This window comes from Parageobacillus thermoglucosidasius, assembly GCF_001295365.1.
GTDB lineage: Bacteria > Bacillota > Bacilli > Bacillales > Anoxybacillaceae > Parageobacillus > Parageobacillus thermoglucosidasius.
In genome coordinates this window covers 3,206,433-3,228,809 of sequence record NZ_CP012712.1, presented here as the reverse complement: position 1 = coordinate 3,228,809, position 22,377 = coordinate 3,206,433, and the positions used below count along the sequence as shown (strand labels likewise).

Here is a 22,377-nt window from a genome sequence, read left to right as displayed (position 1 = left end):
GTTTCGTTCTTTCGGCCAACAGTCGGCAAAATCTCATTATAATATGACAGCGGATTTCAGCCAAATTCGTGTTTGTGCAAATCCATTGCTGCCTGAGCGGGCTGCGGGAGAGGCTTCATTCCGGTCGTTCCCATACACACAAAAACCCTCTTGCATTTGCATACAAGAGGGCGTTTTTATCAATCAAATTTATTTGGATCGCCGTCAAACGGCTCGTCTGCGACTTTGATGGATTCTGTAGGGCATCCTTCGTATGCGTCCATCATATCATCAATAAGAATTTCCGGCACTTCCACGATTCCTTGATTGTCGTCAAGCGTTACGTATGCGATGCCATCCTCGTCGTAGTCATAAATATCCGGTGCCGCCGCACCACATGCACCACAGGCAATACATGTTTCTTTATCAACAATCGTATATTTTGGCATAAATAAAAACCTCCTCAAATTCTATTTCAAACGGATGGGTCATCTCCGTGCAATGTACTCGGAAATGAACTTCACTTCTTATAATAAGACGGTTTTGGCAACTTTTCAATATAAAAAATACGATATCGCGATGTTGTACATAACCATTTTTACAATTTCCCATTTTTCGTTTTTCTAAACAGAGAAAACTTTATGGGAGAAACTTAGCGGATGTTTTTGTTACAATTACAATGATATTAACTAAACGGTTGATAAAGGAGCAACACGAATGAACGGCGGGTATGCGTTGTTTCTGATGTTATTTTGCTTACACCGTTTTAACGGGGAACGGTCTTTATCTGCGATATATCATCTGTTTTCGGGAAAAAAATCGGCACAAACGTTGCAAGACAGCAAATGGTTTCAGTTGGAACGTTTTTTTGGAACATGGAAAGAAGTCACGTTAAACGATATCGAGGCATTCGCCGAACAATTGCTGGAAAACGGTTTGATTTCCCCTGTGCAAAACCGCTCCTATATGTTGACAGAAGCAGGAAAAACGCTGCTTCATGAACAGATGCGCCACGCGTTTTTTCCTGTTCATGTCAACGGATGGCGGTATCATGCATCGGAAAAATGGTTTTGGTACCGTCTGTCTTTGCTTGTCCAAACGTTATCCAACGTGCTTCACCGCACCCGTTTTGAACCGATTCATCGCCATGAGGAAACATTCATCTGGGTGAAGCGTTATTTATTATCGCAAAGAAGAACGGCGCGGGAATTGGCGCAAATGCTCTATGAAGAAATATACGACATTCTTTCTTCCGTGTCGGAAGAAGAAGCAACGGTGTTTGTGTTGCGCTTGACGAGTTTTGAGCGCATCGGCTGGACCGATGAGCAAATTGCTTCATTCTTGCAAAAAGACCCGGTATACGTTCACTTTCAATTTCAAAACGTGCTGCATTATATGATGGCCACAGCGGAAGCAAAACGGTCCTCCGTTTTGTATGAATTCATGCGCGATTTGTCATTGCCTATACCATTGACGGTTTCGACGCGAAAAACGTATGAATGGCTTTTGCGCGGAAAGTCGATTGAAGAAATCGCCCAGCTGCGCCGCTTAAAAAGAAGCACCATTGAAGACCATGTGGTGGAGATTGCGGCAAATATTCCGCAATTTTCCATTCGCCCGTTTATCAATGAGAAGAAGGCGGAGAAAATTATGGAAACGGTGCGAAAGTTGCGGACGAGAAAATTAAAAGTGATTCGCGATGCGATCGCTGACGATGTTAGCTACTTTGAAATCCGCCTCGTGTTGGCAAAGGAAGGGGAAATGTGGTGACATTAGAGCAGTTGCTTTACGAAAAATTCGGCTATTCCTCTTTTCGAAAAGGGCAGCGGGAAATTATTGAAGACATTTTGCGCGGATATGATGTATTGGCGATGCTGCCAACCGGTGGAGGAAAATCGCTTTGCTATCAGCTTCCCGCATATGTTTTAAAAGGCAGTGTGTTAATTATTTCACCGCTCGTTTCGCTGATGGAAGACCAAGTGCAGCAGCTTCGGCAACGGGGGGAAAAGAGAGTCATCGCTTTTAATAGTTTTTTAGAAACGGAAGTAAAGAGAAAAGCGATCGAGCGGCTGCATGAATTTCGCTTTATTTACGTTTCCCCGGAGATGCTGCAGTCGGAACAGCTGCTTCACGCGCTGATGAATGTCCGCATTTCCTTGTTTGTCGTCGACGAAGCACATTGCATTTCCCAGTGGGGGTACGATTTTCGCCCTGATTTTTTAAAGTTGGGGGAAATCCGCAAGCGCCTCGGCTCTCCGACTTGTTTGGCGCTGACAGCCACTGCGCCGCCGGAGGTGACGGACGATATTGTGCATATTTTGCAGCTTCAGCCGCTGCGCCGGCACATTTACTCTGTTGACAGGCCTAATATCGCGATCAAAGTTGAAAAAACGGAATTTGTTCAAGAAAAAGTTAAAAAGCTGTTTGATTATGTCAAAATGTTGCAAGGCCCGGGGCTAATTTATTTTTCAAGCCGGCAATGGGCAGAAACAGCGGCGCGGCAGCTGCAAGGGGAGGGAATCGAGCGGGTCGCCTACTATCACGGCGGAATGGATTCCGAACAGCGGATGCTCGTCCAGCAGCAATTTTTGCGCGGCCAATTGGAAATTGTTTGCTGTACGAGCGCATTTGGCATGGGAGTGAATAAGGAAAATATTCGTTTTGTTATTCATTTTCATATGCCTGGCCAAATGGAAGCGTATTTGCAAGAAATTGGAAGGGCGGGGCGCGATGGAAACAAGAGCATTGCGATTTTACTGTATACCCATGGCGATGAGGACATGGTACAATCTCTTATGGAAACAGAATTGCCGACAGATGTGCAAGTGAAGCGGTTATGCGAAAGTTTGTCATTATATGGCACGGCACCGAATAGTCTGGAGCTGCAAATGAGCGAATGTTCGTTGACAGACGTACAGAAACGGATTTTGACATATTTTTTGGAAACAGAAGGAGTCGCTTCTTCCCCCCGGATGCTGACGGAACAAGAGGCTGCGGATTTGTATGAAAAACTAATGAAGAAGATCGAATCGCGCAGACAATGGAAGCGAAAAAAGCTGAGAGAAATGATAAAATGGGTTTTTCACCGTTCATGCCGGCGGGAGTTCATCGTTCGCGCTTTCCAGCAATCATTGACGAATAAACCGGATTTATGCTGCGACCAGTGCGGATTTCCGCTTGATGGCTACTTGCGCGTGGAGAAAGAGAAACAGGATTTCCATTTTCATGGCTGGCAAACGGAATTAAAGCGAATTTTCTTTTAAAGCGAGGCGTGTCAAGATGAGGCGGCAAAGTGAACAAATCCGCATGATGAGCGACCGTGAAGTGCTCATTCATTTATACGTTACCCAATTATTGTTAATTATCATGTCCGCTATCGCCGGGTTTTTCCTTTTTGATCTTGCGGCATTCCGGAAAATTTGGCATTTTGACGCCGCGACAGTGCTGATGTTTGGCGGAGGAAGTGCTGTTATTGTCTTATCCATCGATTTTTTGTCAATACGTTATTTGCCGGAGCATTGGTATGATGATGGGGGAATTAATGAAAAAATATTTGAAAACCGGTCAATTCCGCATATCTTTTTTTTATGTTTATTGATCGCATTTAGTGAAGAGCTGCTGTTCCGCGGAGTTATCCAGACGCATTTTGGCTTGTTTGTCGCCAGCACCGTGTTTGCTTTGTTGCACGTGCGCTATTTGGAAAAGCTGTTTTTATTTGCGATGGTCGTTTTGTTAAGCTTTTTTCTTGGGTACATTTACGAATTGACAAACAGCCTTTGGGTGACGATTTTTGCCCATTTTCTTATCGATTTTGTTTTGGCGGTCGATATTCGCCTTAATTATATTCGCAACATGAAACAAAAGGACGGGGGCGATCGTGTGTGAGTCAGCACGAACAAGCAGAGGAAGTATGGCGAGGGTCAGCGGAACAAAAACAGGAGGACGTTCTGTCGCTGCCGTCGCGCAGAGAGGTGCATAAACAAAAGAAGGCGAAAAAGCGGGCGAAATGGAAGTTAAAATATCCGCTTATCCGTTTATTGGTGCTGTTTTTTATTTCTCTTCCGTTTTTAATATTCATTTATTATACGAATAATGATTCCAAGACAGTGACTGTTGTCACGCGCAGCGAGACGGGCAGCTACGAACAAATTGATATTGTTCCTGCCGAGGAAAAACCTGTGGCGCCGTTAAGCGGATCTAACAGGCAGAAAAAAGACCGTCCTCAGTCAGGCGAGCAAAAAGAAAACGGTGCTTCAGACAAGCAGCCACAAAAGCCAAAAATGATTATGCATACAGTGCAAGAAAATGAAACACTATACAGTATCGCGATAAAATATTATCAAAGTGATAAAGGAATGGAAATTATCAAAAAATGGAACCATTTGGAAAGTATGCAGCTTCATAAAGGACAAGTGCTGCAGATTCCAATGGTGGATGTGGAAAAATAGAGGCGGATCCTCGTTTTTTTGTTCTTATTTGCCAGGCTCGTACATACATTTATAGTAGAGGCTGCTGAAAAAACGAGGGGATTCGGCTGTGAGCAAAGGTTTTTTTGAAGATCTTCACATAGATGAAGTAACGAAACAAATGCTGCTTGGGGTAATTGAAAAAAAGCAAGAATGGGAACGGTTAAAGAAGCATTCGCTTATTTTACAACTTGTTGCTTTTGGCGGATTTACGGCGTTTTTCATCTATGTTTTATTGGGCTTGCTTATCCCAAGCGGCACATGGACGGCATTTGTTCAGGCGTTTTTTGGAAAAACAGCGCATTTGTATATGTTATTATTGTTGTTAACATCGTACTGGATCGCTTTACATAACAAACGAAAATGCGACAAAGCCGAAGAAGAATTTCACTCGCTTCGCTGCGAAATCATTCAAAAAAGCGCCGATTTATGGAAAGAAGAACAGCAATGGAAAGAAAGGCATAAATTGTTTGAGCGGATGAAAAAGGAGTACGACATTAACTTGTATTACGAAAATAGCTGAATGGTGCTCCTCCATTCAGCTATTTTCATCAGAAAAATTTTTTCTGGTCGCGCTCTTCTTTTAACATTTCGACGGCCTCGCGAAAACGCTGGGCGTGAATGATTTCCCGTTCACGCAAAAAACGGAGTCCGTCGTTTAAGTCAGGATCATCGCTCATGTTAATAATCCATTGGTATGTTGCCCGCGCTTTTTCCTCTGCTGCAATATCTTCGTACAAATCGGCAATCGGGTCTCCTTTCGCCTGAATGTATGTCGCTGTAAATGGGGCGCCGGCGGCGTTATGATAAAATAAAGCGCGATCATGATTAACGTAATGCGCATCCAGCCCCGCTTCTTTCAATTGCTCTGGAGTCGCATCTTTCGTTAATTTGTATACCATTGTCGCGATCATTTCCAAATGCGCTAATTCTTCTGTTCCGATATCTGTAAGCAGGCCGATTACTTTGTCAGGAATGGTGTAGCGCTGGTTCAAATAACGGAGCGCAGCGGCGAGTTCTCCGTCTGCCCCGCCATATTGTTCAATTAAGTATTTCGCTAATTTCGGATTGCATGTGCTGACGCGGACGGGATATTGCAACTTTTTTTCATAAATCCACATCTTTTGTTTCCTCCCTTTCCAGCGCATTGTTGTTTGTTATATTTGCCAAGGCCAAGGCGCATCGTTCCAGTTCCATGGATAGTTGGAATAGCTGTTTCCGAATTGCTGGAGCGGTCCATAGGCGGATTCAAATTGTTTTTTTAAATGTTTCCGTCTTTGGGAGAGCTGGTTAAATTGTTGGATGGCTTGATAGTCGGCGGGATGGGTGTCGAGGTATAACGTGAGTTCGACGAGGGCAAAATCAACCGTTTGGATCTGTTCCAAAAGCTCATAATATTCTTTCGGCACCTGTTTCATTGCTGATCACCTTGGAATTTCACTTCATACGGACCATAATATGGATCATAAAAAATTTTCCAAAGAGTTCCTTTTTTAAACGCTTCATGCAATGGAAATTGCGGCAAGTTTGGCGGCTGAAAGCCGACATACTGGTTCGGCGCGGTGACATATGTTTTGCTGCGAATCGGCGGACAAGGGTCAAACGGACTTACATAAGGTTTATATTGCTTCCGTGTCGTAAACATAAGAAACCTCCCTTTAGCACAACTTCAGTCTATATGTATGACCATTACGTTTTATTCATGACTGCCTTTTTCAGTGAATACATGTAAGAAAAAAGGGAGGAAACAAAATGTACAAAATGCTGTTTCAACTGTTTTACGTCATTGTCGGGTTGTTGTGTGGATATTTGATGATTCATTGGCTGCCGCCGGTAACCCCGTTTCATTTCACCCATTTTATTACCGAGCTTATTTTCAATCCTCTTCGTTCATTTTTGGCAATGGCTTGTTTTTTGATCGGTTTTTTAGCCAACGCGGCGGTCATTCGCACCATCATGGCTGGGATTGTTTTATGGCTGCGGCGAAAGCAAGTGCGATGGGGAGAGTGGCTGATAAGCTGCTGCGGCATGTCGGGAAGTTTTTATTGGCTGTTTCAAGCGGAAGCGAAGCTGACCGTTTTGTTTTTTATTTTTTCTTTTATTTATGGTATGATATCATTGGATTTTTACCGTTCTCACAGCTACAAACGAAGTTTATAGGAGGCATTATGTTGGGTTGGATCGTCATTTTTGTTCTTTTTTGCTTATTGGCCTATATGTGGTGGGAAGCGCATCGAAACCGCGTTGTTCGCATTGAATTGTCATTTCCCCAGTTTCCAGACAGTTTTCGGGCGTTTTCCATTTTTTTTATTTCTGATCTTCACAGAAGGACATTGGCAGCAAAAATTGTTGAAGAAATAAAAGGGAAGGCGGACATTGTGCTAGTTGGCGGGGACCTTACAGAAAAAGGGGTGCCCGCCGCACGTGTTAAGGAAAACATCCGGCGTTTAAAAATGATCGGACCGGTTTATTTTATTTGGGGGAATAATGATTATGAAGTGGAATATGATTTGCGCTCACTTTTGATTGAGGAAGGGGTGCACATATTGGAAAACCGCGCTGTTGTGCTACAATCTGCTAATGGGGAAAAGCTTGCGCTCATCGGGGTTGGAGATGTGAGCAAACGGAAGGCAAGGTTGGAAGAAGCGCTTCGAGAAGTAGATGAGCACTCCTTCCGCATTCTCGCTTCGCATAATCCGAAAATCGTCCAGCGCCTTCGCCCCGAGCACCGCATTTCCCTTGTCGTCAGCGGGCATACACATGGAGGGCAAATTCGCTTTTTGTCGTTCGGGCTGTATGACAAAGGCGGTTTAAAGAATATAAACGGGACAGCTGTTTACGTCAGCAACGGGTACGGGACGACGAACATTCCGCTCCGGCTTGGGGCTCCTGCGGAAACGAATTTGATAACGATTCGTTCATCTGAAGAAAATGGAGAAAAAATGCTTGTCTAAATGGCTGCAAACGATGTAAACTCATTAATAATAATAAACGAACCATTTGCGAATTATTTCATACAATAACCGTAAGAGATGGCTGTGTAGGTAAGGAGGGGTGTTGATGCGTCTTGAGCGCTTAACCCACAATAAAATTAAAATTTTCCTTACGTTTGACGATCTAATGGATCGTGGTTTAACGAAAGAAGATTTATGGAAAGATACGTTTAAAGTTCATCAATTGTTTCGCGACATGATTGAAGAGGCAAGCGAGGAGCTCGGCTTTGAAGTAAACGGGTCGATCGCGGTGGAAGTATACTCTTTACCGGCACAGGGAATGGTTGTTATCGTAACAAGTGAGGGCGAATATGACGACACGGAGGAAGAGTTCGCAGACGATTATATTGAGATGCAAGTAACGCTCGATGAGAGCGATGACATATTTTACGAATTTCAGACGTTTGAAGATGTCATTCAACTTGCTCATCGTCTTTACGCAATCGGCTGCTTGGACGGAACTCTCTACTCCTATCAAAACCGCTTTTACTTGCATGTCGCTGATGAACCGCCGATTCCGCTCGATAATTTTGTCGCTTTGTTAGCGGAATTTGCCAGCCCTTCCACGATAACGATACATCGTGTGCAAGAATATGGAAAAAAGCTCATTGAGAATCGCGCAATTGAACAACTTGTTCGCTATTTTCCAGCTCGTTAACGCTTCGTCAGACTCCGTCATGTGGACAAGGGGTCTGACGTTTTATCTTTCTCTTTTTATCACTTGACTATGGGGAAAACAATATACAAACAAAATAAGAAAAAATTGTTTTTTGCATAAAAACGGTATCAATGGTGGTAAATGATTATAAATCGCCTGGCATTTTATTTTTTTCCTTTGCATAAATGAAAAGAAGGTGTATACTATGACATGAAGAAGGTGGCGACATCAATTAACCATAGCGAGCTTATAGGAGGTTTACGTATGGTAGCCGACAAGCATACCAACGAAGAAAATCTGGAAGAAAAAGATGAAAAATATGACGTATTAACGGCGACGCAAATCGTTATACATAGAGCATTAGAAAAACTTGGATATCCAGAAGAAGTATATGAGCTGCTCAAAGAGCCGATTCGCATGTTGACGGTGAGAATTCCTGTACGCATGGACGACGGTACTGTGAAAATTTTTACCGGCTACCGTGCCCAGCATAATGATGCCGTCGGTCCAACAAAGGGTGGCGTCCGTTTCCATCCAAACGTGACAGAACGCGAAGTGAAAGCGTTATCTATTTGGATGAGCCTTAAATGCGGGATCGTCGATTTGCCATATGGCGGGGGAAAAGGCGGAATCGTCTGCGATCCGCGCACGATGTCATTCCGCGAATTAGAGCGGTTAAGCCGCGGCTATGTCCGCGCGATCAGCCAAATCGTCGGCCCGACAAAAGACATTCCTGCGCCAGATGTCTTTACGAACTCGCAAATTATGGCATGGATGATGGACGAGTATAGCCGCATTGACGAGTTTAATTCCCCTGGATTCATTACAGGAAAGCCGTTGGTGCTTGGCGGATCGCATGGCCGTGAAACCGCGACGGCAAAAGGGGTTACCATTTGCATTCGCGAAGCGGCGAAAAAGCGTGGAATCGATTTGAAAGGCGCCCGCGTGGTTATCCAAGGATTTGGAAACGCAGGAAGCTTTTTAGCAAAATTTATGCACGATGCTGGTGCGAAAGTCATCGGCATTTCCGACGTATACGGGGCGCTTTACGACCCGGACGGTTTAGATATCGACTATTTGCTGGAGCGCCGGGACAGCTTTGGCACAGTGACAAAATTGTTCAAAAACACGATTTCAAATAAAGAATTGCTGGAGCTTGATTGCGATATTTTAGTGCCGGCAGCGATTGAAAATCAAATTACGAAAGAAAATGCGCCAAATATAAAAGCAAGCATTGTCGTGGAAGCAGCTAACGGCCCGACGACGCTAGAAGCGACAGAAATTTTAACGAAGCGCGGCATTTTGCTTGTTCCGGACGTATTAGCGAGCGCCGGCGGTGTGACGGTATCCTATTTTGAATGGGTGCAAAACAACCAAGGGTATTATTGGACGGAGGAAGAAGTGGAAGAGCGCTTGGAAAAAGTTATGGTCAAAGCGTTTAATAACGTATATGAAATGGCGCAAACACGCCGCGTCGACATGAGGCTGGCCGCTTATATGGTCGGTGTTCGCAAAATGGCGGAAGCGTGCCGTTTCCGCGGCTGGGTATAAGGCGGAAGAAAACATATTTACAACATGCCAAAAAATCCCCTATCATATGATAGGGGATTTTTTAGATTGGTTAAGGAGTGAACCGTGCGATGAAAGAAGAAAAGATCATTATTGTTGGCGGTGGCCCCTGCGGGCTTGCTGCGGCCATTGCTTTGCAAGATGTCGGTTATCGTCCGTTAGTAATAGAGAAAGAAAATATCGTTAATTCGATTTATCATTTTCCGACTCATCAAACGTTTTTTAGCACAAGCGACCGCCTTGAAATTGGCGGTGTTCCGTTTATTACGGAAAATCGGAAGCCAAAGCGGAACCAGGCGCTCGCCTATTACCGGGAGGTTGTCACGCGAAAGCAAGTGCGCGTGCAGACATTTGAAAAAGTGGAACAAGTGGAAAAGCAAGATGACGGAACATTTCTCGTGCAGACGACAAAAGGGCAATACCGCGCCGAATATGTTATTGTTGCCACCGGATATTATGACAACCCGAACTATATGAACATACCGGGGGAACATTTGCCGAAAGTGACACACTATTTTAAAGAAGCGCATCCGTATTACAATACGGATTGCGTCGTCATCGGCGGCAAAAACTCCAGCGTGGACGCGGCGCTGGAACTCGTCAAGGCAGGCGCGCGAGTCACGGTATTGTACCGGGGAAGCGGATATTCGCCAAGCATCAAGCCATGGATTTTGCCAGAATTTGATTCTCTCGTTCGCAAAGGAATAATTAAAATGGAGTTTAACGCCCATGTTAAAGAGATAACGGAGGATGCCGTCATTTATGAAGTGGGAGGCGAACTCAAAAAAATTAAAAACGATTTTGTGTTCGCCATGACCGGATACCATCCTGACCATGAATTTTTAAAAAAGATGGGAGTCGGCGTCGATCCAGAAACAGGCCGGCCACTTTATGATCCGGAAACGATGGAAACGAATGTGCGCGGCATTTTTATCGCGGGCGTTATTGCGGCCGGAAATGATGCGAATGAAATTTTTATTGAAAACGGCCGCTTTCATGGCGAGCAAATTGCCGCTTGCATTGCCAAACGGGAAAAAGAGAAAAAACAATAACAGAAGGAGGTTTTCTGCCTCCTTTTTTTTATTATTCCATGAACATTTCTTGGCTCTGGATGGTTTATTTATCCGCAACGATAGTGTTTTGTTTGTATCGTCATTCATTTATGCTATGATGTTTCCAAGGGGTGACATTCATGAAAAAAGTGGCGCTAATTACGACAGGTGGAACAATAGCAAGCAAAAAAACAGAAGAAGGCAAATATGTTTCAGGGGAAATGGCAGGAGAAGAATTGGCGCAAGTTTGCCATTTGCCTGATGATATGAAAATAGAAGTCCATTCTTTATTCCAATTGCCAAGCATGCATATGACATTTGAACATTTATTAATCTTAAAAAATAAAATTGAGGAGATTTATCAAGATAAAACCATCGATGGCATCGTTGTTACTCATGGAACCGATACCATGGAGGAAACAGCCTATTTTTTAGACTTAACGATTTCAGATGAACGGCCAATTGTGTTAACGGGTTCTCAGCGTTCCCCAGAGCAGCAAGGAAGTGATGCCTATACAAATATTCGCCATGCGGTTTATGCGGCTTGTTGCGGCGATTTACGAGGCGTTGGCACCGTGGTCGTGTTTAATGAGCGCATATTTGTAGCAAGACACGTTAAAAAAGTACATGCTTCGAATTTGCAGGGATTCGATGTTTTTGGATACGGATATTTAGGCATCATCGATAATGACAAAGTCTACATATATCAAAAACCGATTCGCAGAGAAATGTACAAAATAAAAAATGAAATACCGGAAGTAGATATCATTAAATGTTACTTAGGCGCCGATGATAAATTTATCAAAGCGGCGATTCATGCTAATGTTAAAGGGATCGTTTTAGAAGGGGTCGGCAGAGGTCAAGTATCGCCAAAAATGATGGATGCAATCAAAGAAGCTGTTGCAAAAGGAATAAAAGTCGTCATTACAACGAGTGCAGAAGAAGGTGAAGTATATACAACTTATGATTATTTAGGCAGTGCTTATGATCTTGTCAAACATGGAGTGATTTTAGGAAAAGATTTAGATAGCAAAAAGGCAAGGATAAAATTAGCTATCTTACTTTCTGCGAATGAAGATCATTTAGAACAAAAATTTTCTCTCTGATGCCATGTTCTTAGTGTGTGTCATCATGCCGTATCACCTACCAGCGCCTCTTTTTTGCCAGAGCGCATCGCTTCTGCAGTGGCAATAGGCACATTTGTCCGCATTATCCGATCTTAAAAACATGCTGTTTCTTTCATGCACTGTTCCGTGCGTAACAATGGTGATTGTTTTTTCAGTTTGCTTGCGCAATTGCCGCGTTTTTCGCGGTGTTATATGCGGCGGCATGGAACCGTTTTTTTCCGTAACGTCAGCAATGCCCGCTAACGGCGGGAGCGCATCATGAAACAGATGCGTTTGACTAAGTTCCCATGATGCCGCTGTGATGGATGATGAATAATAAGAAATTTTTTCATCATCCTTCCTCCACCGTGAAAGTTTTGTTATGATGAAATATTAGAGGACAATTTTCAAATGCTGTATTCTCATGTTACCATAGAGAAAACGAATGGAAACGGGGAGTTGTATGTTAACATTAATTTCCGCTGGCATTGCCCCAGGTGTCGCGCTGCTCAGCTATTTTTATTTAAAAGATGAATATGAAATAGAACCGCTTTCCATTGTGTTGCGGATGTTTCTTGTTGGCGCGTTTTTCGTATTTCCCATCATGTTTATTCAATATGTGTTTCATGCGGAAGGAATGGCAACATCTGCGGTAACTCACGCCTTTTTTTTGTCCGGATTGTTAGAAGAGTTTGTGAAATGGTTTATCCTCTATTTTTTTATTTATGACCACCATGAGTTTGACGAGCCGTATGATGGCATCGTCTATAGCGCGAGCGTGTCGCTCGGTTTTGCGACATTGGAAAATATTTTGTATTTGCTGGCAAACGGTGTGGAATTTGCCATGACGAGAGCGCTTTTGCCTGTTTCAAGCCATGCTTTGTTCGCGGTAATAATGGGCTTTTATTTCGGAAAAGCGAAATTTGCGATGAAGAAGCAGCGCTACTTATTTCTTTCCTTTTCCCTTCCCTTTCTGTTGCACGGGACGTATGATTTTATTTTGCTGACACAAGAAAAATGGGGCTACTACATGGTTCCGTTCATGCTGTCGTTATGGTGGTTCGCGCTTCGGAAAGTAAAGCAGGCGAAAGGATTTCATAATCACGAAGGAATTTCTCCAGCAAAAAGCCAAGTGCAGTGAACTTGGCTTTTTTACTTTTTTTTGTATAAAAAGGGAATTTGGAAAGAAAATAGGGATAAAACGACAGAAGCAATGCGGGAGGGTTCGCAGATGGTTAGGAAGATGCAACGGAATTTATCGTTTATCATTTTGGCTGTTGTATTGGCTGTTTGTTTGGCAATCGGCGGAAAGCCGGCCGAAGAAGTTAAAGCATTTTCAAATCAAGTCATTCAGCGCGGGGCGGTTGGAGACGATGTCATCGAATTGCAGGCGCGGTTGCAGTATATCGGGTTTTACAACGGAAAAATTGACGGTGTGTTTGGCTGGAGGACATATTGGGCAGTGCGCAACTTTCAATATGAATACGGGCTTCCAGTCGACGGGCTTGTCGGTGAAAGCACAAAAGCGAAGCTAGTCAAGGCATCGAAATATTATGAGCAATTTGTGAAAGAACAAATTCGCAAAGGCAATTCGTTTACCCATTACGGCGGCGTGCCGTTAAGCCAGCAAGTAAAAGAAAATAGAGGGGGCGGTGCGGCAAACAGTGCGGCAGGAACGACAGCGTCCAATGTACCGAAAGGGTTTTCGCAAAATGATATTCAATTGATGGCAAACGCCGTATATGGAGAAGCGCGGGGAGAGCCTTATATCGGCCAAGTGGCTGTCGCAGCGGTCATTTTAAACCGCCTAGAGCATCCGTCGTTTCCGGATACGATCGCGGGCGTTATTTTCCAGCCCGGGGCGTTTACTGCGGTAGCGGATGGACAGATTTGGCTGACGCCGAATGAAACGGCGAGAAAAGCCGTGCTTGATGCAATTAACGGATGGGATCCTACCGGCGGTGCCATTTATTATTTCAACCCGGAGACGGCAACGAGCGCATGGATTTGGAGTCGTCCGCAAATCAAACAGATCGGGAAACATATTTTTTGTAAATAGTGCAGGAGGTGAACAAAAATGATACGAAATATATTAATCGGAGTGCTGGCGCTTGGCATTGCTGGAACAGCGTATTGGGGGTATCGAGAACATCAAGAGAAAAACGCGGTATTAATTCATGCTGAAAATAACTACCAGCGCGCTTTCCATGATTTAACATACCAAATTGATTTATTGCATGATAAAATCGGCACAACGCTTGCGATGAATTCACGAGCATCGCTTTCTCCGGCGTTGGCGGAAGTATGGCGAATCGCCTCAGAGGCCCATGCGGATGTCGGACAATTGCCGCTTTCATTACTTCCGTTTAACAAAACGCAAGAATTTCTCGCCAAAATAGGAGAGTTCAGCTATCGGACCGCGGTCCGCGATTTAGAAAAAGAGCCGCTTACGAAGGACGAATATCGCGCGTTGCAAACCCTTTATAAAAACGCGGCGAACATTCAACAAGAACTTCGCAATGTCCAGCATTTAGTCTTAAAAAACAACTTGCGCTGGATGGATGTCGAATTAGCGCTTGCAACCAACGACAATCCGGACGATAACATCATTATTGACGGATTTAAAGCGGTGGAGAAAAACGTTGATTCATTTTCCAAGTCAGCGGACTTTGGCCCAGCATTTGTCGGCTTGGAGAAGAAAGAAAAAGGTTTTGTCCGCGCTACAGGAAAGCCGGTTTCCAAAGCAGAAGCGAAAAGAATTGCCCGTTCTTTTCTTGAGCTAAAAGGAACGGAAAGCATCAAAGTCACTGCAAGCGGAAAAGGAGCGGATGAGCGGTTTTACAGCTTGACGATCCGCGATCCAAAGGCGAAAAGCGAAATTTATATGGACATCACAGAAAAAGGAGGCTATCCGATTTGGGTCCTCAATAGCCGGCCGATAAAAAAGCAAGCGATCAGTTTGCATGAAGCGGCAAATAGAGGCATGCAATTTTTGCGGAAGCACAAGTTTAAAAACTTAGAGCTGTATGACAGCGCCCAATATGATAACATTGCTTTATTGACGTTTGTGACAAATGAAAATGGAATTCGCATTTATCCGGAAACGATAAAAATGAAAGTGGCTCTCGATGATGGAACGATCGTCGGTTTTTCCGCGCGCGATTATTTAGCTACCTCCATTCAACGTCCGCTCCCGAAACCGACATTGACGGCGGAGCAGGCAAGGAAAAAAGTAAACCCAAATTTCAAAGTGATGGAACAACGCCAAGCAGTGATAACAAACGATATGAACAAGCAAGTGCTCTGCTATGAATTTCTTGGAACGCTTGGGGAAGACACATACCAAATTTTTATTAACGCGAATACAGGAATGGAGGAAAACGTGGAAAAGCTGCAAAGCGTGGAGCAAAGTTATAGTTAAAGCATGTACTGCGGATTTCACTTCAGGGAAAGCTTGATATAGGCTTTTCCTTTTTGTTTTAATAAAATTATGAGAAGAAAATGAGAGGGAGAGCTGATGTTAAAAATAGGAGATATATTGACATTAGAGCCGCTGGACGGGGAAGGGGAACAATATAAGAGCAAAGTGGAAGAAATCGGTGACGGCTATATACATATTGACTATCCCGTTCATATGAAAACGGGCAAGACGGTATTTTTATTAAATGGCATGCAATTTAAGGCCATTTTTGTCGGAGAAGACAATGGCGTCTATTTATTTGAAACAGAAGTGATTGGAAAAGTGCGCCAGCCGATTCCGATGGTTGTCCTTTCCTATCCAGAAGCTGATAAGTTGGTGCGCATCCAGCGCCGTCAGTATGTAAGAGTAGAAGCGAATACCGATATAGCCATTCATCCGCTTCAACAAGAATTTACCCCATTTACGACAATGACGACAGATATTAGCGCTGGCGGAGCGGCGATCGTATTGCCGCCGCAGCAACAAAAACAGCTGTTTCCTGGAATGGTGGTGGAAACATGGTTAGTGCTGGCGATGCGGTCAGGGGAATATCATTATTTAAAACTGAAAGCAAAAATCGTTCGCATCTTTCCTGCGGAAAACAGCGATATATATAAAGCGTCTTTGCAGTTTTTCGATGTATCGCCGCAAGAACGGGTGCTGTTGATCCGCTATAGCTTTGAACGACAGCTAGAGTTAAGGAAAAAGGAGGAAAAATACCGTGAATAAACCGCCAAAAAGGGTGGAATAATGGCTATATAAAAACGGAAGGCAGGCTTATGTTCCAAATGAAGCGAATGGAAGCGATTTTACTAAAGCTTGTCATCATTCAATTAGTTTTTTTAATTATAGCCCAATCGCTGCTTTTGTACACTCCGCTCAGCTTTTATTTAGGAAAAATTTATGAGTATGAAGGGATTAGTAAACAAGAAAAAACAAAAACAATCGAAACAATCATCGACCGCTAGCGGTCGATATGGTAAAATGACATCGATGAACGCAGGAAATTCCTGCTTTTTTCTTTGATAAAAATTCATGTTGATAATGGTAGGGGGAACTATGAGAAAAGACATCAGCATTGCCATTGACGGACCAGCTGCAGCGGGAAAAAGCACCGTTGCGAAAATGATAGCGAAACGGCTTTCGTATGTTTACATCGACACCGGCGCGATGTACCGGGCGCTAACGTACCGGGCTTTGCGTCAAGGGGTTGCGCTTAATGATGAACAAGCGTTAATTTCGTTATTAAAAAATACATATATTGAATTAAAGTCGTCCGAGCGGGGACAACTTGTGTTTGTCAACGGGGAAGATGTTACAAACATTATTCGCAGCGAGGAAGTGACCAATGCAGTATCGCTGGTTGCCAAGCATCCGCTAGTGCGGGAAGAAATGGTGGCACGTCAACGCGCTCTCGCCAAAAATGGCGGTGTCGTCATGGACGGGCGAGATATTGGCACACATGTTCTTCCGGATGCGGAAGTAAAAATCTTTTTGAAAGCATCTGTTGAAGAAAGGGCGAAGCGCCGCCACGCAGAAAACATTGCCAGAGGATTTCCGTCTGACTTAGAAACACTGAAAAAAGAAATCGCGCGCCGCGATCAGCTCGATTCAGAGCGTGAAGTGGCGCCACTTAAAAAAGCGGAAGATGCGATAGAAATTGATACGACATCATTATCGGTGGAAGAAGTGGTGGAACGCATTATGGAAATTGTTAACGAAAGGATTGGGTGATGGTGGACTTTTATTCGTTTGCCAAGGGAGTTGTCAAAAGAATTTTAATCCCTCTTTACCGTATTGAGGTAATCGGAGTGGAGCAGTTTCCAAAAGAAGGAGGGGTGCTTCTTTGCGCAAACCATATTAGCAACCTGGATCCGCCAATCCTTGGGATTACCGCTCCAAGGCCGATTCATTTTATGGCGAAAGAAGAATTGTTTCGTGTTCCGCTCTTCAAAAACTTAATTACGATTTTGCATGCATTTCCGGTAAAACGGGGAATGAGCGATCGCCAAGCGTTGCGGACCGGCCTAGAGCTGCTTAAACAAGGGCATGTGTTAGGCATTTTCCCGGAGGGGACGAGAAGCAAAGACGGCAAATTGAAAAAGGGGCTGCCTGGTGTCGGTTTTTTTGCGCTTCGGACAAGAGCCGCCGTTGTCCCGTGTGCCATCATTGGTTCCTATCGCCCGTTTGTGCGGCTTAAAGTCGTTTACGGAGCGCCGCTCGATATGGCGCCGCTGCGTGAGCGAAAAGCATCGCCGGAAGAAGCGACGGATTATATTATGCAGCATATTCAAGCATTATTAGATCAGCATCGATAAGCATTCAGTTACATGTCTATTGAAAAAATATGGTATACTAAATAGAAAAACGGTCCTATTGCACGCCATTACCAATCATGGCCTGGAGTGGTAAACAATGACGTAAAAGGCGCGTTTTTCTTTGGAGGAGCACGGACCGTCAGTCGATTTAAGGAGGTTTTGCAAATGACAGAGGATATGAATTTACAAGTGAACGTATACAAGGTAGGTGATATCGTTCGCGGAAAAGTGGCAAAATTAGAAGATAAGCAAGTGCTTGTTGATATTGAAGGAAGCAAACAAAGCGGGATTATCCCAATTAGCGAATTGTCGAGTTTGCATATTGACAAAACAAGTGATGCCGTTTCTGTCGGCGATGAAGTGACAGCGAAAGTAAAAAAAGTGGAAGAAGGCGAAAATGAAGAAGACGGGTTGCTGATTTTATCAAAGAAAGCAGTGGACGCTGAACGCGCTTGGGAGGAATTGGAGCGAAGATTTGCTAGCGGGGAAACGTTTGAAGTCATCGTGAAGGACATCGTCAAAGGCGGGCTTGTTGCTGATGTTGGAGTGCGCGGATTTATCCCTGCCTCTCTCGTAGAGCCGCACTATGTCGAGGATTTTTCCGACTACAAAGGCAAGCCGCTTGCGGTCAAAGTGGTAGAGCTTGATCGTGAAAAAAACCGCGTCATTTTGTCACATCGTGCTGTCGTGGAAGAAGAGCAAGAGCGCCAGCGTAAGGAGGCGTTAAGCCGCTTAGAGACAGGGCAAGTGCTCGAAGGAATCGTGCGCCGCATCACCGATTTTGGCGTATTTGTCGATGTTGGCGGCTTTGATGGTCTCGTACATATTTCCCAGCTTTCCCATACGCGCGTTGCACATCCATCCGATGTCGTGCAAGAAGGGGAAACGGTGAAAGTAAAAGTGCTTTCCGTTGACGAGGAGAACGGTCGTGTCTCCCTCTCTATAAAAGAAGCGTTGCCAAGCCCTTGGGAAGGAATTGCCGAAAAAATCGCCCCTGGTGATATTGTTACCGGCAAAGTGAAGCGGCTTGTGCCGTTCGGTGCGTTTGTGGAAATTTTCCCAGGGATCGAAGGGCTTGTCCACATTTCGCAAATTTCAACGAAACGCATCGGCACTCCGCATGAAGTGTTGAAAGAAGGGGAAGAAGTAAAAGCGAAAGTGCTTGATGTCAGCGAAGCGGAACGCCGTATTTCCCTAAGCATACGCGATTTAATTGAAGAAGAAACCGCTTCGGAAGAAGACTATAGCCAATACGCAAAGCCGGCAAACGAGGTAAAAGGCTTCCAAATTGGCGAAGTAATTGGGGAACAGCTGAAAAAATTAAAATAAGGAGAATAGATCTAAGCAAAGCGGAAGATCGGACGTATCCAGCGTTGCATTTTCTACTGCCGATCAAGGTGCAAGCGGCTTTGATGAATCAAAGCTTACCTGATATACGCATTAGTGATATCCACTTGCATACTACTTAAGGCGAACTTAACGAAAGTTCGCCTTTTTTATCAATGCCTGTCCATACCGCGTTGGAAGCTGGGAAAGCGGCCGCGCCGGGAGCATCTGCAAAGGGATGGCGGGACTGCTTTTAACGGACGCTTGTCGGACAAAGAGTAGAAACGTTAACCGCCTATATTGAGAGCTTCGTCGCGCTTTCACATGATGATGGGAGCAATAAGGACGATCGATAAACTGCAGCGCGTGCCTTGTCATTCGCGGCAATACGCCCCATTGGTTAACGGAAAAAGGTTTTGACACAAAATATATCGTTGCCGATAAATTCGCCTCTTCATCCTGATGGCAGAATCACGGGATGAAGGGGATTTTTTATTTTTTCGGAAAAATTCCCTCCCTGTTAGCATAAAAACGGAGACTCGAACGATTAAAAAAGCACATAAGATCATCTTTTGCATTCGTCGGTTTTTCTTAGAAATGAGAAACCATCCGCTTGTCTATACGTTTATATCACTTTATTGACAGAAAAGGGATTATCGCCGGGAAAAATGGAAAAAATAAGAGGCGGAGAACGTCGACCGTTAAGAAAGAAGGGAATCATATGTTTTTTTTTAAAGAAAGCAAGAAAAAAATAGCGAAGAACCAACAAGAGCAGCAACTGAATCGAAATCAACAACAACCGAACTTTCTTTCTGCCGACTTAGATCAAAATCTACAAAAACTGCAACAGATTTATCAACATTGTATGGATGTCGTTTTCCGCCAGTTTAAAATTGGCGGAAAAACAAAAGCAGCTCTTATCTATATCGACGGTTTAGCCAACATCGAAGAAATCGATGCAAGCGTGCTTGACCCGCTGATGAAAGAAAATAATGATGATCAGCCAATTCCTGTCAATTATATATTGGAAGAAAAATTGACCGTTTCGAAAGTAGAGAAAGTACAAACGGTGACAGAATGTATTGAACATATTTCTGGCGGAAACCCGGTTTTGCTTATCGACCAACAAAGCGAAGGATTCGCTTTAGGTTTGGCAAATTGGGAAAAACGTTCTATCGAGGAACCGGTCGGGGAATCTGTCATAAGGGGACCGCGGGAGGGATTCACCGAATCATTAGGAACGAACCTTTCTTTATTGCGCAGAAAAGTAAGAAGCCCGCAGTTAAAAACAAAATCAATGAAAATCGGAGAGTACACCCAAACAGAAGTAGTCATCACTTATATAGAAGGAATCGCTGAGCAAACGTTAATCCGAGAAGTAGAGACCAGGCTTAGGCGCATCAAGATCGACGGCATTTTGGAAACCGGCTACATTGAAGAGCTCATTGAGGACAATCCGTATTCCCCGTTTCCTCAAGTTTTAAATACCGAACGGCCTGACATTGTGGTGGCGGGGCTGCTTGAAGGACGAGTTGCAATCCTTCAAGATGGCACTCCTTTTGCTTTAGTTGTACCGGTTTCTTTTTATTCCTTGCTGCAAACAGGGGAAGATTATTACGAACGGTTCTTAATCAGCATGGTAACCCGCTGGTTGCGCTATCTATTTCTTTTAGTATCGCTTTTGCTGCCCTCGTTATATGTGGCGATCCTGACTTTTCATCAGGAAATGCTCCCAACAACACTTTTGATAAGCATCGCTGCTTCCCGGGAGCAGATTCCCTTTCCGGCGCTGGTTGAAGTGTTAATGATGGAAGTAGTATTTGAGGCCCTGCGTGAAGCGGGATTGCGGCTTCCTAAACAAGCGGGTTCTGCAGTCAGCATCGTTGGCGCGCTGGTGATTGGGCAAGCTGCGGTCCAAGCAGGGCTTGCTTCTACTCCCTTGATCATGGTGGTCGCATTAACGGGGATCGCCTCTTTTACCATTCCCCGCTATGCGGTTGGATTTGCGTTAAGGATGTTGCGTTTTCCCATGATCTTATTGGCAGGGACGTTAGGACTTCTCGGGATTATGCTCGGATTGCTCATGATTCTTACACATATGGCGACACTTCGTTCTTTCGGTGTTCCCTATTTATCTCCTTTAGCCCCAATACAAGGGAGGGAAATGAAAGACGTGTTGCTGCGCGCGCCTTTGTGGAAGTTTAATACACGCCCCAGTTTAACTGGAACAGATAACCTCCGTCGGCAAGGCCCGGATCAGAAACCGGACCCTGATTACGGAAATGGCAAGACGAGTAGAGGCAAAGGAGGATTATGATGATGGAGAAAGGAAAAATATCTGCCGCCCAAATGGGGATAATGATGTATCCTACGATTATCGCCACAGCTATTCTCATCGTTCCTGCCATCACCGCCCGACATGCGAAACAGGATATGTGGCTTTCCCCTTTCTGGGCTTCTCTTATCGGATTTCTGATTGTTTATATTGCCATTCAGTTGCATCAGCTCTATCCCCAAAAAACCCTTATTGAGTATAGCGAGGAGATTTTTGGCAAGTTTTTGGGAAAAGTGGTTGGGTTGGTCTTTTTATTTTTCTATTTGCATACAAGTGGAATTATTATCCGAGAGTACGGCGAATTTGTTGTCGGCAACTTTCTTTTGCATACTCCATTAGTTTTTGTGATGGGAAGTATGATTCTCGTGTGCTCCTTTGCTGTTCGCAGCGGTGTGGAAGTGATCGCCAGACTTGCGGAAATAATTGTGCCTGTGGTGATTATCCTGATATTGGCCAATATTGCCCTGTTAATTCCGGATATGGAAGTAGAGAATATATTTCCAATCATGGGAAAGGGAATCATGCCTTCACTCAGGGGGGCGATCATCCCGCAAGGCTGGTTTGCGGAATTCCTGCTTATTGCTTTTCTGCTTCCTTATGTAGCCGATCACCATAAAGGAAAGAAATGGGGCATGATCTCGGTCACCACCGTCATGTTAACGTTATCTTTCATCAATATTGCCGTTCTTTTCGTCCTGGGAGGGATTACATCCCGTTTTATCTATCCCGCGTTTAGCGCTGTCCGTTACATTAGCATCGCGGATTTTCTCGAACACATTGAAGCTGTCGTTATGTCTCTTTGGGTAGCAGGGGTTTTTGTGAAGATTGCTGTCTTTTATTACGCCTTAGTATTGGGAACGGCTCAATGGCTGAATTTGTCAGATTATCGTCTGATCGTTTTTCCCATCGGATTTTTACTGCTGTTATTTGCCGTCTGGTCGGCGTCGGATTTGGTGGAATTGACCCATTTTCTGGGCCATACTTCCCCGTTTTACCGAATTTCGATTCAGTTAGGAATCCCTCTTATTCTGCTATTTGTCGCAAAATGGCGCAAAAGAGCCAGTCACCAAAAGGTAACACAACAAGGATAAGGACAGCAACGAAACAAGGGTCAA

At 44.3% G+C, this 22,377-nt stretch carries 25 protein-coding genes; 21 read left to right on the top strand and 4 right to left on the bottom strand.

Annotated elements, in window-relative coordinates; genetic code table 11:
• Window positions 1-179: 179 nt before the first annotated feature.
• On the bottom strand, window positions 180-428 hold the full coding sequence (locus tag AOT13_RS15840) for a ferredoxin (RefSeq protein WP_003249499.1): 249 nt from the start codon (window positions 426-428) through the stop codon (window positions 180-182).
• Between the two features lie 268 nt (window positions 429-696).
• Between AOT13_RS15840 and AOT13_RS15835 the strand changes: the two genes are divergently transcribed.
• From AOT13_RS15835 to AOT13_RS15815, 5 genes are all read left to right on the top strand, one after another.
• Window positions 697-1,749: a YpbB family protein gene (locus tag AOT13_RS15835; protein ID WP_003249500.1), complete on the top strand. Its 1,053-nt coding sequence runs from the start codon at window positions 697-699 to the stop codon at window positions 1,747-1,749.
• Window positions 1,743-3,242 carry a RecQ family ATP-dependent DNA helicase gene (locus AOT13_RS15830; protein ID WP_042384072.1) on the top strand — a complete coding sequence of 500 codons (1,500 nt, stop codon included), beginning with the start codon at window positions 1,743-1,745 and terminating at the stop codon, window positions 3,240-3,242. The genes AOT13_RS15835 and AOT13_RS15830 overlap by 7 nt, the downstream gene beginning before the upstream one ends.
• A 16-nt stretch (window positions 3,243-3,258) precedes the next feature.
• The gene (locus AOT13_RS15825) at window positions 3,259-3,864 is read left to right on the top strand and encodes a CPBP family intramembrane glutamic endopeptidase (protein ID WP_042384069.1); all 606 of its coding nucleotides are present in this window, start codon (window positions 3,259-3,261) and stop codon (window positions 3,862-3,864) included.
• A complete protein-coding gene (locus AOT13_RS15820; protein WP_042384066.1) occupies window positions 3,861-4,427 on the top strand; it encodes a LysM peptidoglycan-binding domain-containing protein in 567 nt (188 codons plus the stop codon). The genes AOT13_RS15825 and AOT13_RS15820 overlap by 4 nt, the downstream gene beginning before the upstream one ends.
• Before the next feature lie 88 nt (window positions 4,428-4,515).
• Entirely contained in the window at window positions 4,516-4,968 is a 453-nt protein-coding gene (locus AOT13_RS15815; protein ID WP_013400490.1) for a YpbF family protein, read from the top strand.
• Between the two features lie 28 nt (window positions 4,969-4,996).
• Here the strand turns inward: AOT13_RS15815 and AOT13_RS15810 are convergent, their stop codons facing one another.
• Genes AOT13_RS15810 through AOT13_RS15800 form a run of 3 tightly spaced genes read right to left on the bottom strand, consistent with a single transcriptional unit; the run spans window position 4,997 to window position 6,090 of the window.
• Entirely contained in the window at window positions 4,997-5,566 is a 570-nt protein-coding gene (locus AOT13_RS15810) for a manganese catalase family protein (protein ID WP_013400491.1), read from the bottom strand.
• Between the two features lie 36 nt (window positions 5,567-5,602).
• Window positions 5,603-5,863, bottom strand: a complete 261-nt coding sequence (locus AOT13_RS15805; RefSeq protein WP_003249511.1) for a spore coat protein CotJB — start codon at window positions 5,861-5,863, stop codon at window positions 5,603-5,605.
• Window positions 5,860-6,090 carry a spore coat associated protein CotJA gene (locus AOT13_RS15800; RefSeq protein ID WP_003249513.1) on the bottom strand — a complete coding sequence of 77 codons (231 nt, stop codon included), beginning with the start codon at window positions 6,088-6,090 and terminating at the stop codon, window positions 5,860-5,862. The genes AOT13_RS15805 and AOT13_RS15800 overlap by 4 nt, the downstream gene beginning before the upstream one ends.
• A gap of 107 nt (window positions 6,091-6,197) precedes the next feature.
• Here AOT13_RS15800 and AOT13_RS15795 point away from each other — a divergent pair, with 107 nt between their 5' ends.
• The 16 genes from AOT13_RS15795 (at window position 6,198) to AOT13_RS15715 (ending at window position 22,353) form a co-directional block, all read left to right on the top strand.
• Window positions 6,198-6,605 carry a hypothetical protein gene (locus AOT13_RS15795; protein ID WP_042384064.1) on the top strand — a complete coding sequence of 136 codons (408 nt, stop codon included), beginning with the start codon at window positions 6,198-6,200 and terminating at the stop codon, window positions 6,603-6,605.
• Window positions 6,606-6,613: 8 nt separating this feature from the next.
• Window positions 6,614-7,399 (top strand): metallophosphoesterase, encoded by a 786-nt coding sequence (locus tag AOT13_RS15790; protein ID WP_042384062.1) that lies wholly within the window; start codon window positions 6,614-6,616, stop codon window positions 7,397-7,399.
• Window positions 7,400-7,505: 106 nt separating this feature from the next.
• On the top strand, window positions 7,506-8,096 hold the full coding sequence (locus tag AOT13_RS15785; RefSeq protein WP_013400492.1) for a genetic competence negative regulator: 591 nt from the start codon (window positions 7,506-7,508) through the stop codon (window positions 8,094-8,096).
• Window positions 8,097-8,360: 264 nt separating this feature from the next.
• On the top strand, window positions 8,361-9,647 hold the full coding sequence (locus tag AOT13_RS15780; RefSeq protein ID WP_003249521.1) for a Glu/Leu/Phe/Val family dehydrogenase: 1,287 nt from the start codon (window positions 8,361-8,363) through the stop codon (window positions 9,645-9,647).
• A gap of 89 nt (window positions 9,648-9,736) precedes the next feature.
• Window positions 9,737-10,717, top strand: a complete 981-nt coding sequence (locus AOT13_RS15775; RefSeq protein ID WP_003249522.1) for a YpdA family putative bacillithiol disulfide reductase — start codon at window positions 9,737-9,739, stop codon at window positions 10,715-10,717.
• Window positions 10,718-10,857: 140 nt separating this feature from the next.
• Window positions 10,858-11,823, top strand: a complete 966-nt coding sequence (locus AOT13_RS15770) for an asparaginase (protein WP_013400493.1) — start codon at window positions 10,858-10,860, stop codon at window positions 11,821-11,823.
• Window positions 11,824-12,286: 463 nt separating this feature from the next.
• Window positions 12,287-12,964, top strand: a complete 678-nt coding sequence (gene prsW, locus AOT13_RS15760) for a glutamic-type intramembrane protease PrsW (protein WP_003249526.1) — start codon at window positions 12,287-12,289, stop codon at window positions 12,962-12,964.
• Between the two features lie 90 nt (window positions 12,965-13,054).
• Entirely contained in the window at window positions 13,055-13,882 is an 828-nt protein-coding gene (gene sleB, locus AOT13_RS15755) for a spore cortex-lytic enzyme (protein ID WP_003249527.1), read from the top strand.
• 18 nt (window positions 13,883-13,900) lie between these two features.
• Window positions 13,901-15,244: a germination protein YpeB gene (ypeB, locus tag AOT13_RS15750; RefSeq protein WP_003249529.1), complete on the top strand. Its 1,344-nt coding sequence runs from the start codon at window positions 13,901-13,903 to the stop codon at window positions 15,242-15,244.
• A gap of 96 nt (window positions 15,245-15,340) precedes the next feature.
• Window positions 15,341-16,012, top strand: a complete 672-nt coding sequence (locus AOT13_RS15745) for a flagellar brake protein (protein WP_003249531.1) — start codon at window positions 15,341-15,343, stop codon at window positions 16,010-16,012.
• A gap of 50 nt (window positions 16,013-16,062) precedes the next feature.
• Window positions 16,063-16,251 (top strand): YpfB family protein, encoded by a 189-nt coding sequence (locus AOT13_RS15740; protein ID WP_013400496.1) that lies wholly within the window; start codon window positions 16,063-16,065, stop codon window positions 16,249-16,251.
• A 91-nt stretch (window positions 16,252-16,342) separates the two neighbouring features.
• Window positions 16,343-17,017: a (d)CMP kinase gene (cmk, locus tag AOT13_RS15735; RefSeq protein ID WP_013876715.1), complete on the top strand. Its 675-nt coding sequence runs from the start codon at window positions 16,343-16,345 to the stop codon at window positions 17,015-17,017.
• Window positions 17,017-17,601: a lysophospholipid acyltransferase family protein gene (locus AOT13_RS15730; protein ID WP_013400498.1), complete on the top strand. Its 585-nt coding sequence runs from the start codon at window positions 17,017-17,019 to the stop codon at window positions 17,599-17,601. Before cmk ends, AOT13_RS15730 begins: the two co-directional genes overlap by 1 nt.
• A 165-nt stretch (window positions 17,602-17,766) precedes the next feature.
• Window positions 17,767-18,930, top strand: a complete 1,164-nt coding sequence (gene rpsA / locus AOT13_RS15725; RefSeq protein WP_013400499.1) for a 30S ribosomal protein S1 — start codon at window positions 17,767-17,769, stop codon at window positions 18,928-18,930.
• 718 nt (window positions 18,931-19,648) lie between these two features.
• Window positions 19,649-21,244: a spore germination protein gene (locus tag AOT13_RS15720; protein WP_003249539.1), complete on the top strand. Its 1,596-nt coding sequence runs from the start codon at window positions 19,649-19,651 to the stop codon at window positions 21,242-21,244.
• Window positions 21,244-22,353 carry a GerAB/ArcD/ProY family transporter gene (locus tag AOT13_RS15715; RefSeq protein WP_173662716.1) on the top strand — a complete coding sequence of 370 codons (1,110 nt, stop codon included), beginning with the start codon at window positions 21,244-21,246 and terminating at the stop codon, window positions 22,351-22,353. The genes AOT13_RS15720 and AOT13_RS15715 overlap by 1 nt, the downstream gene beginning before the upstream one ends.
• Window positions 22,354-22,377: the final 24 nt, after the last annotated feature.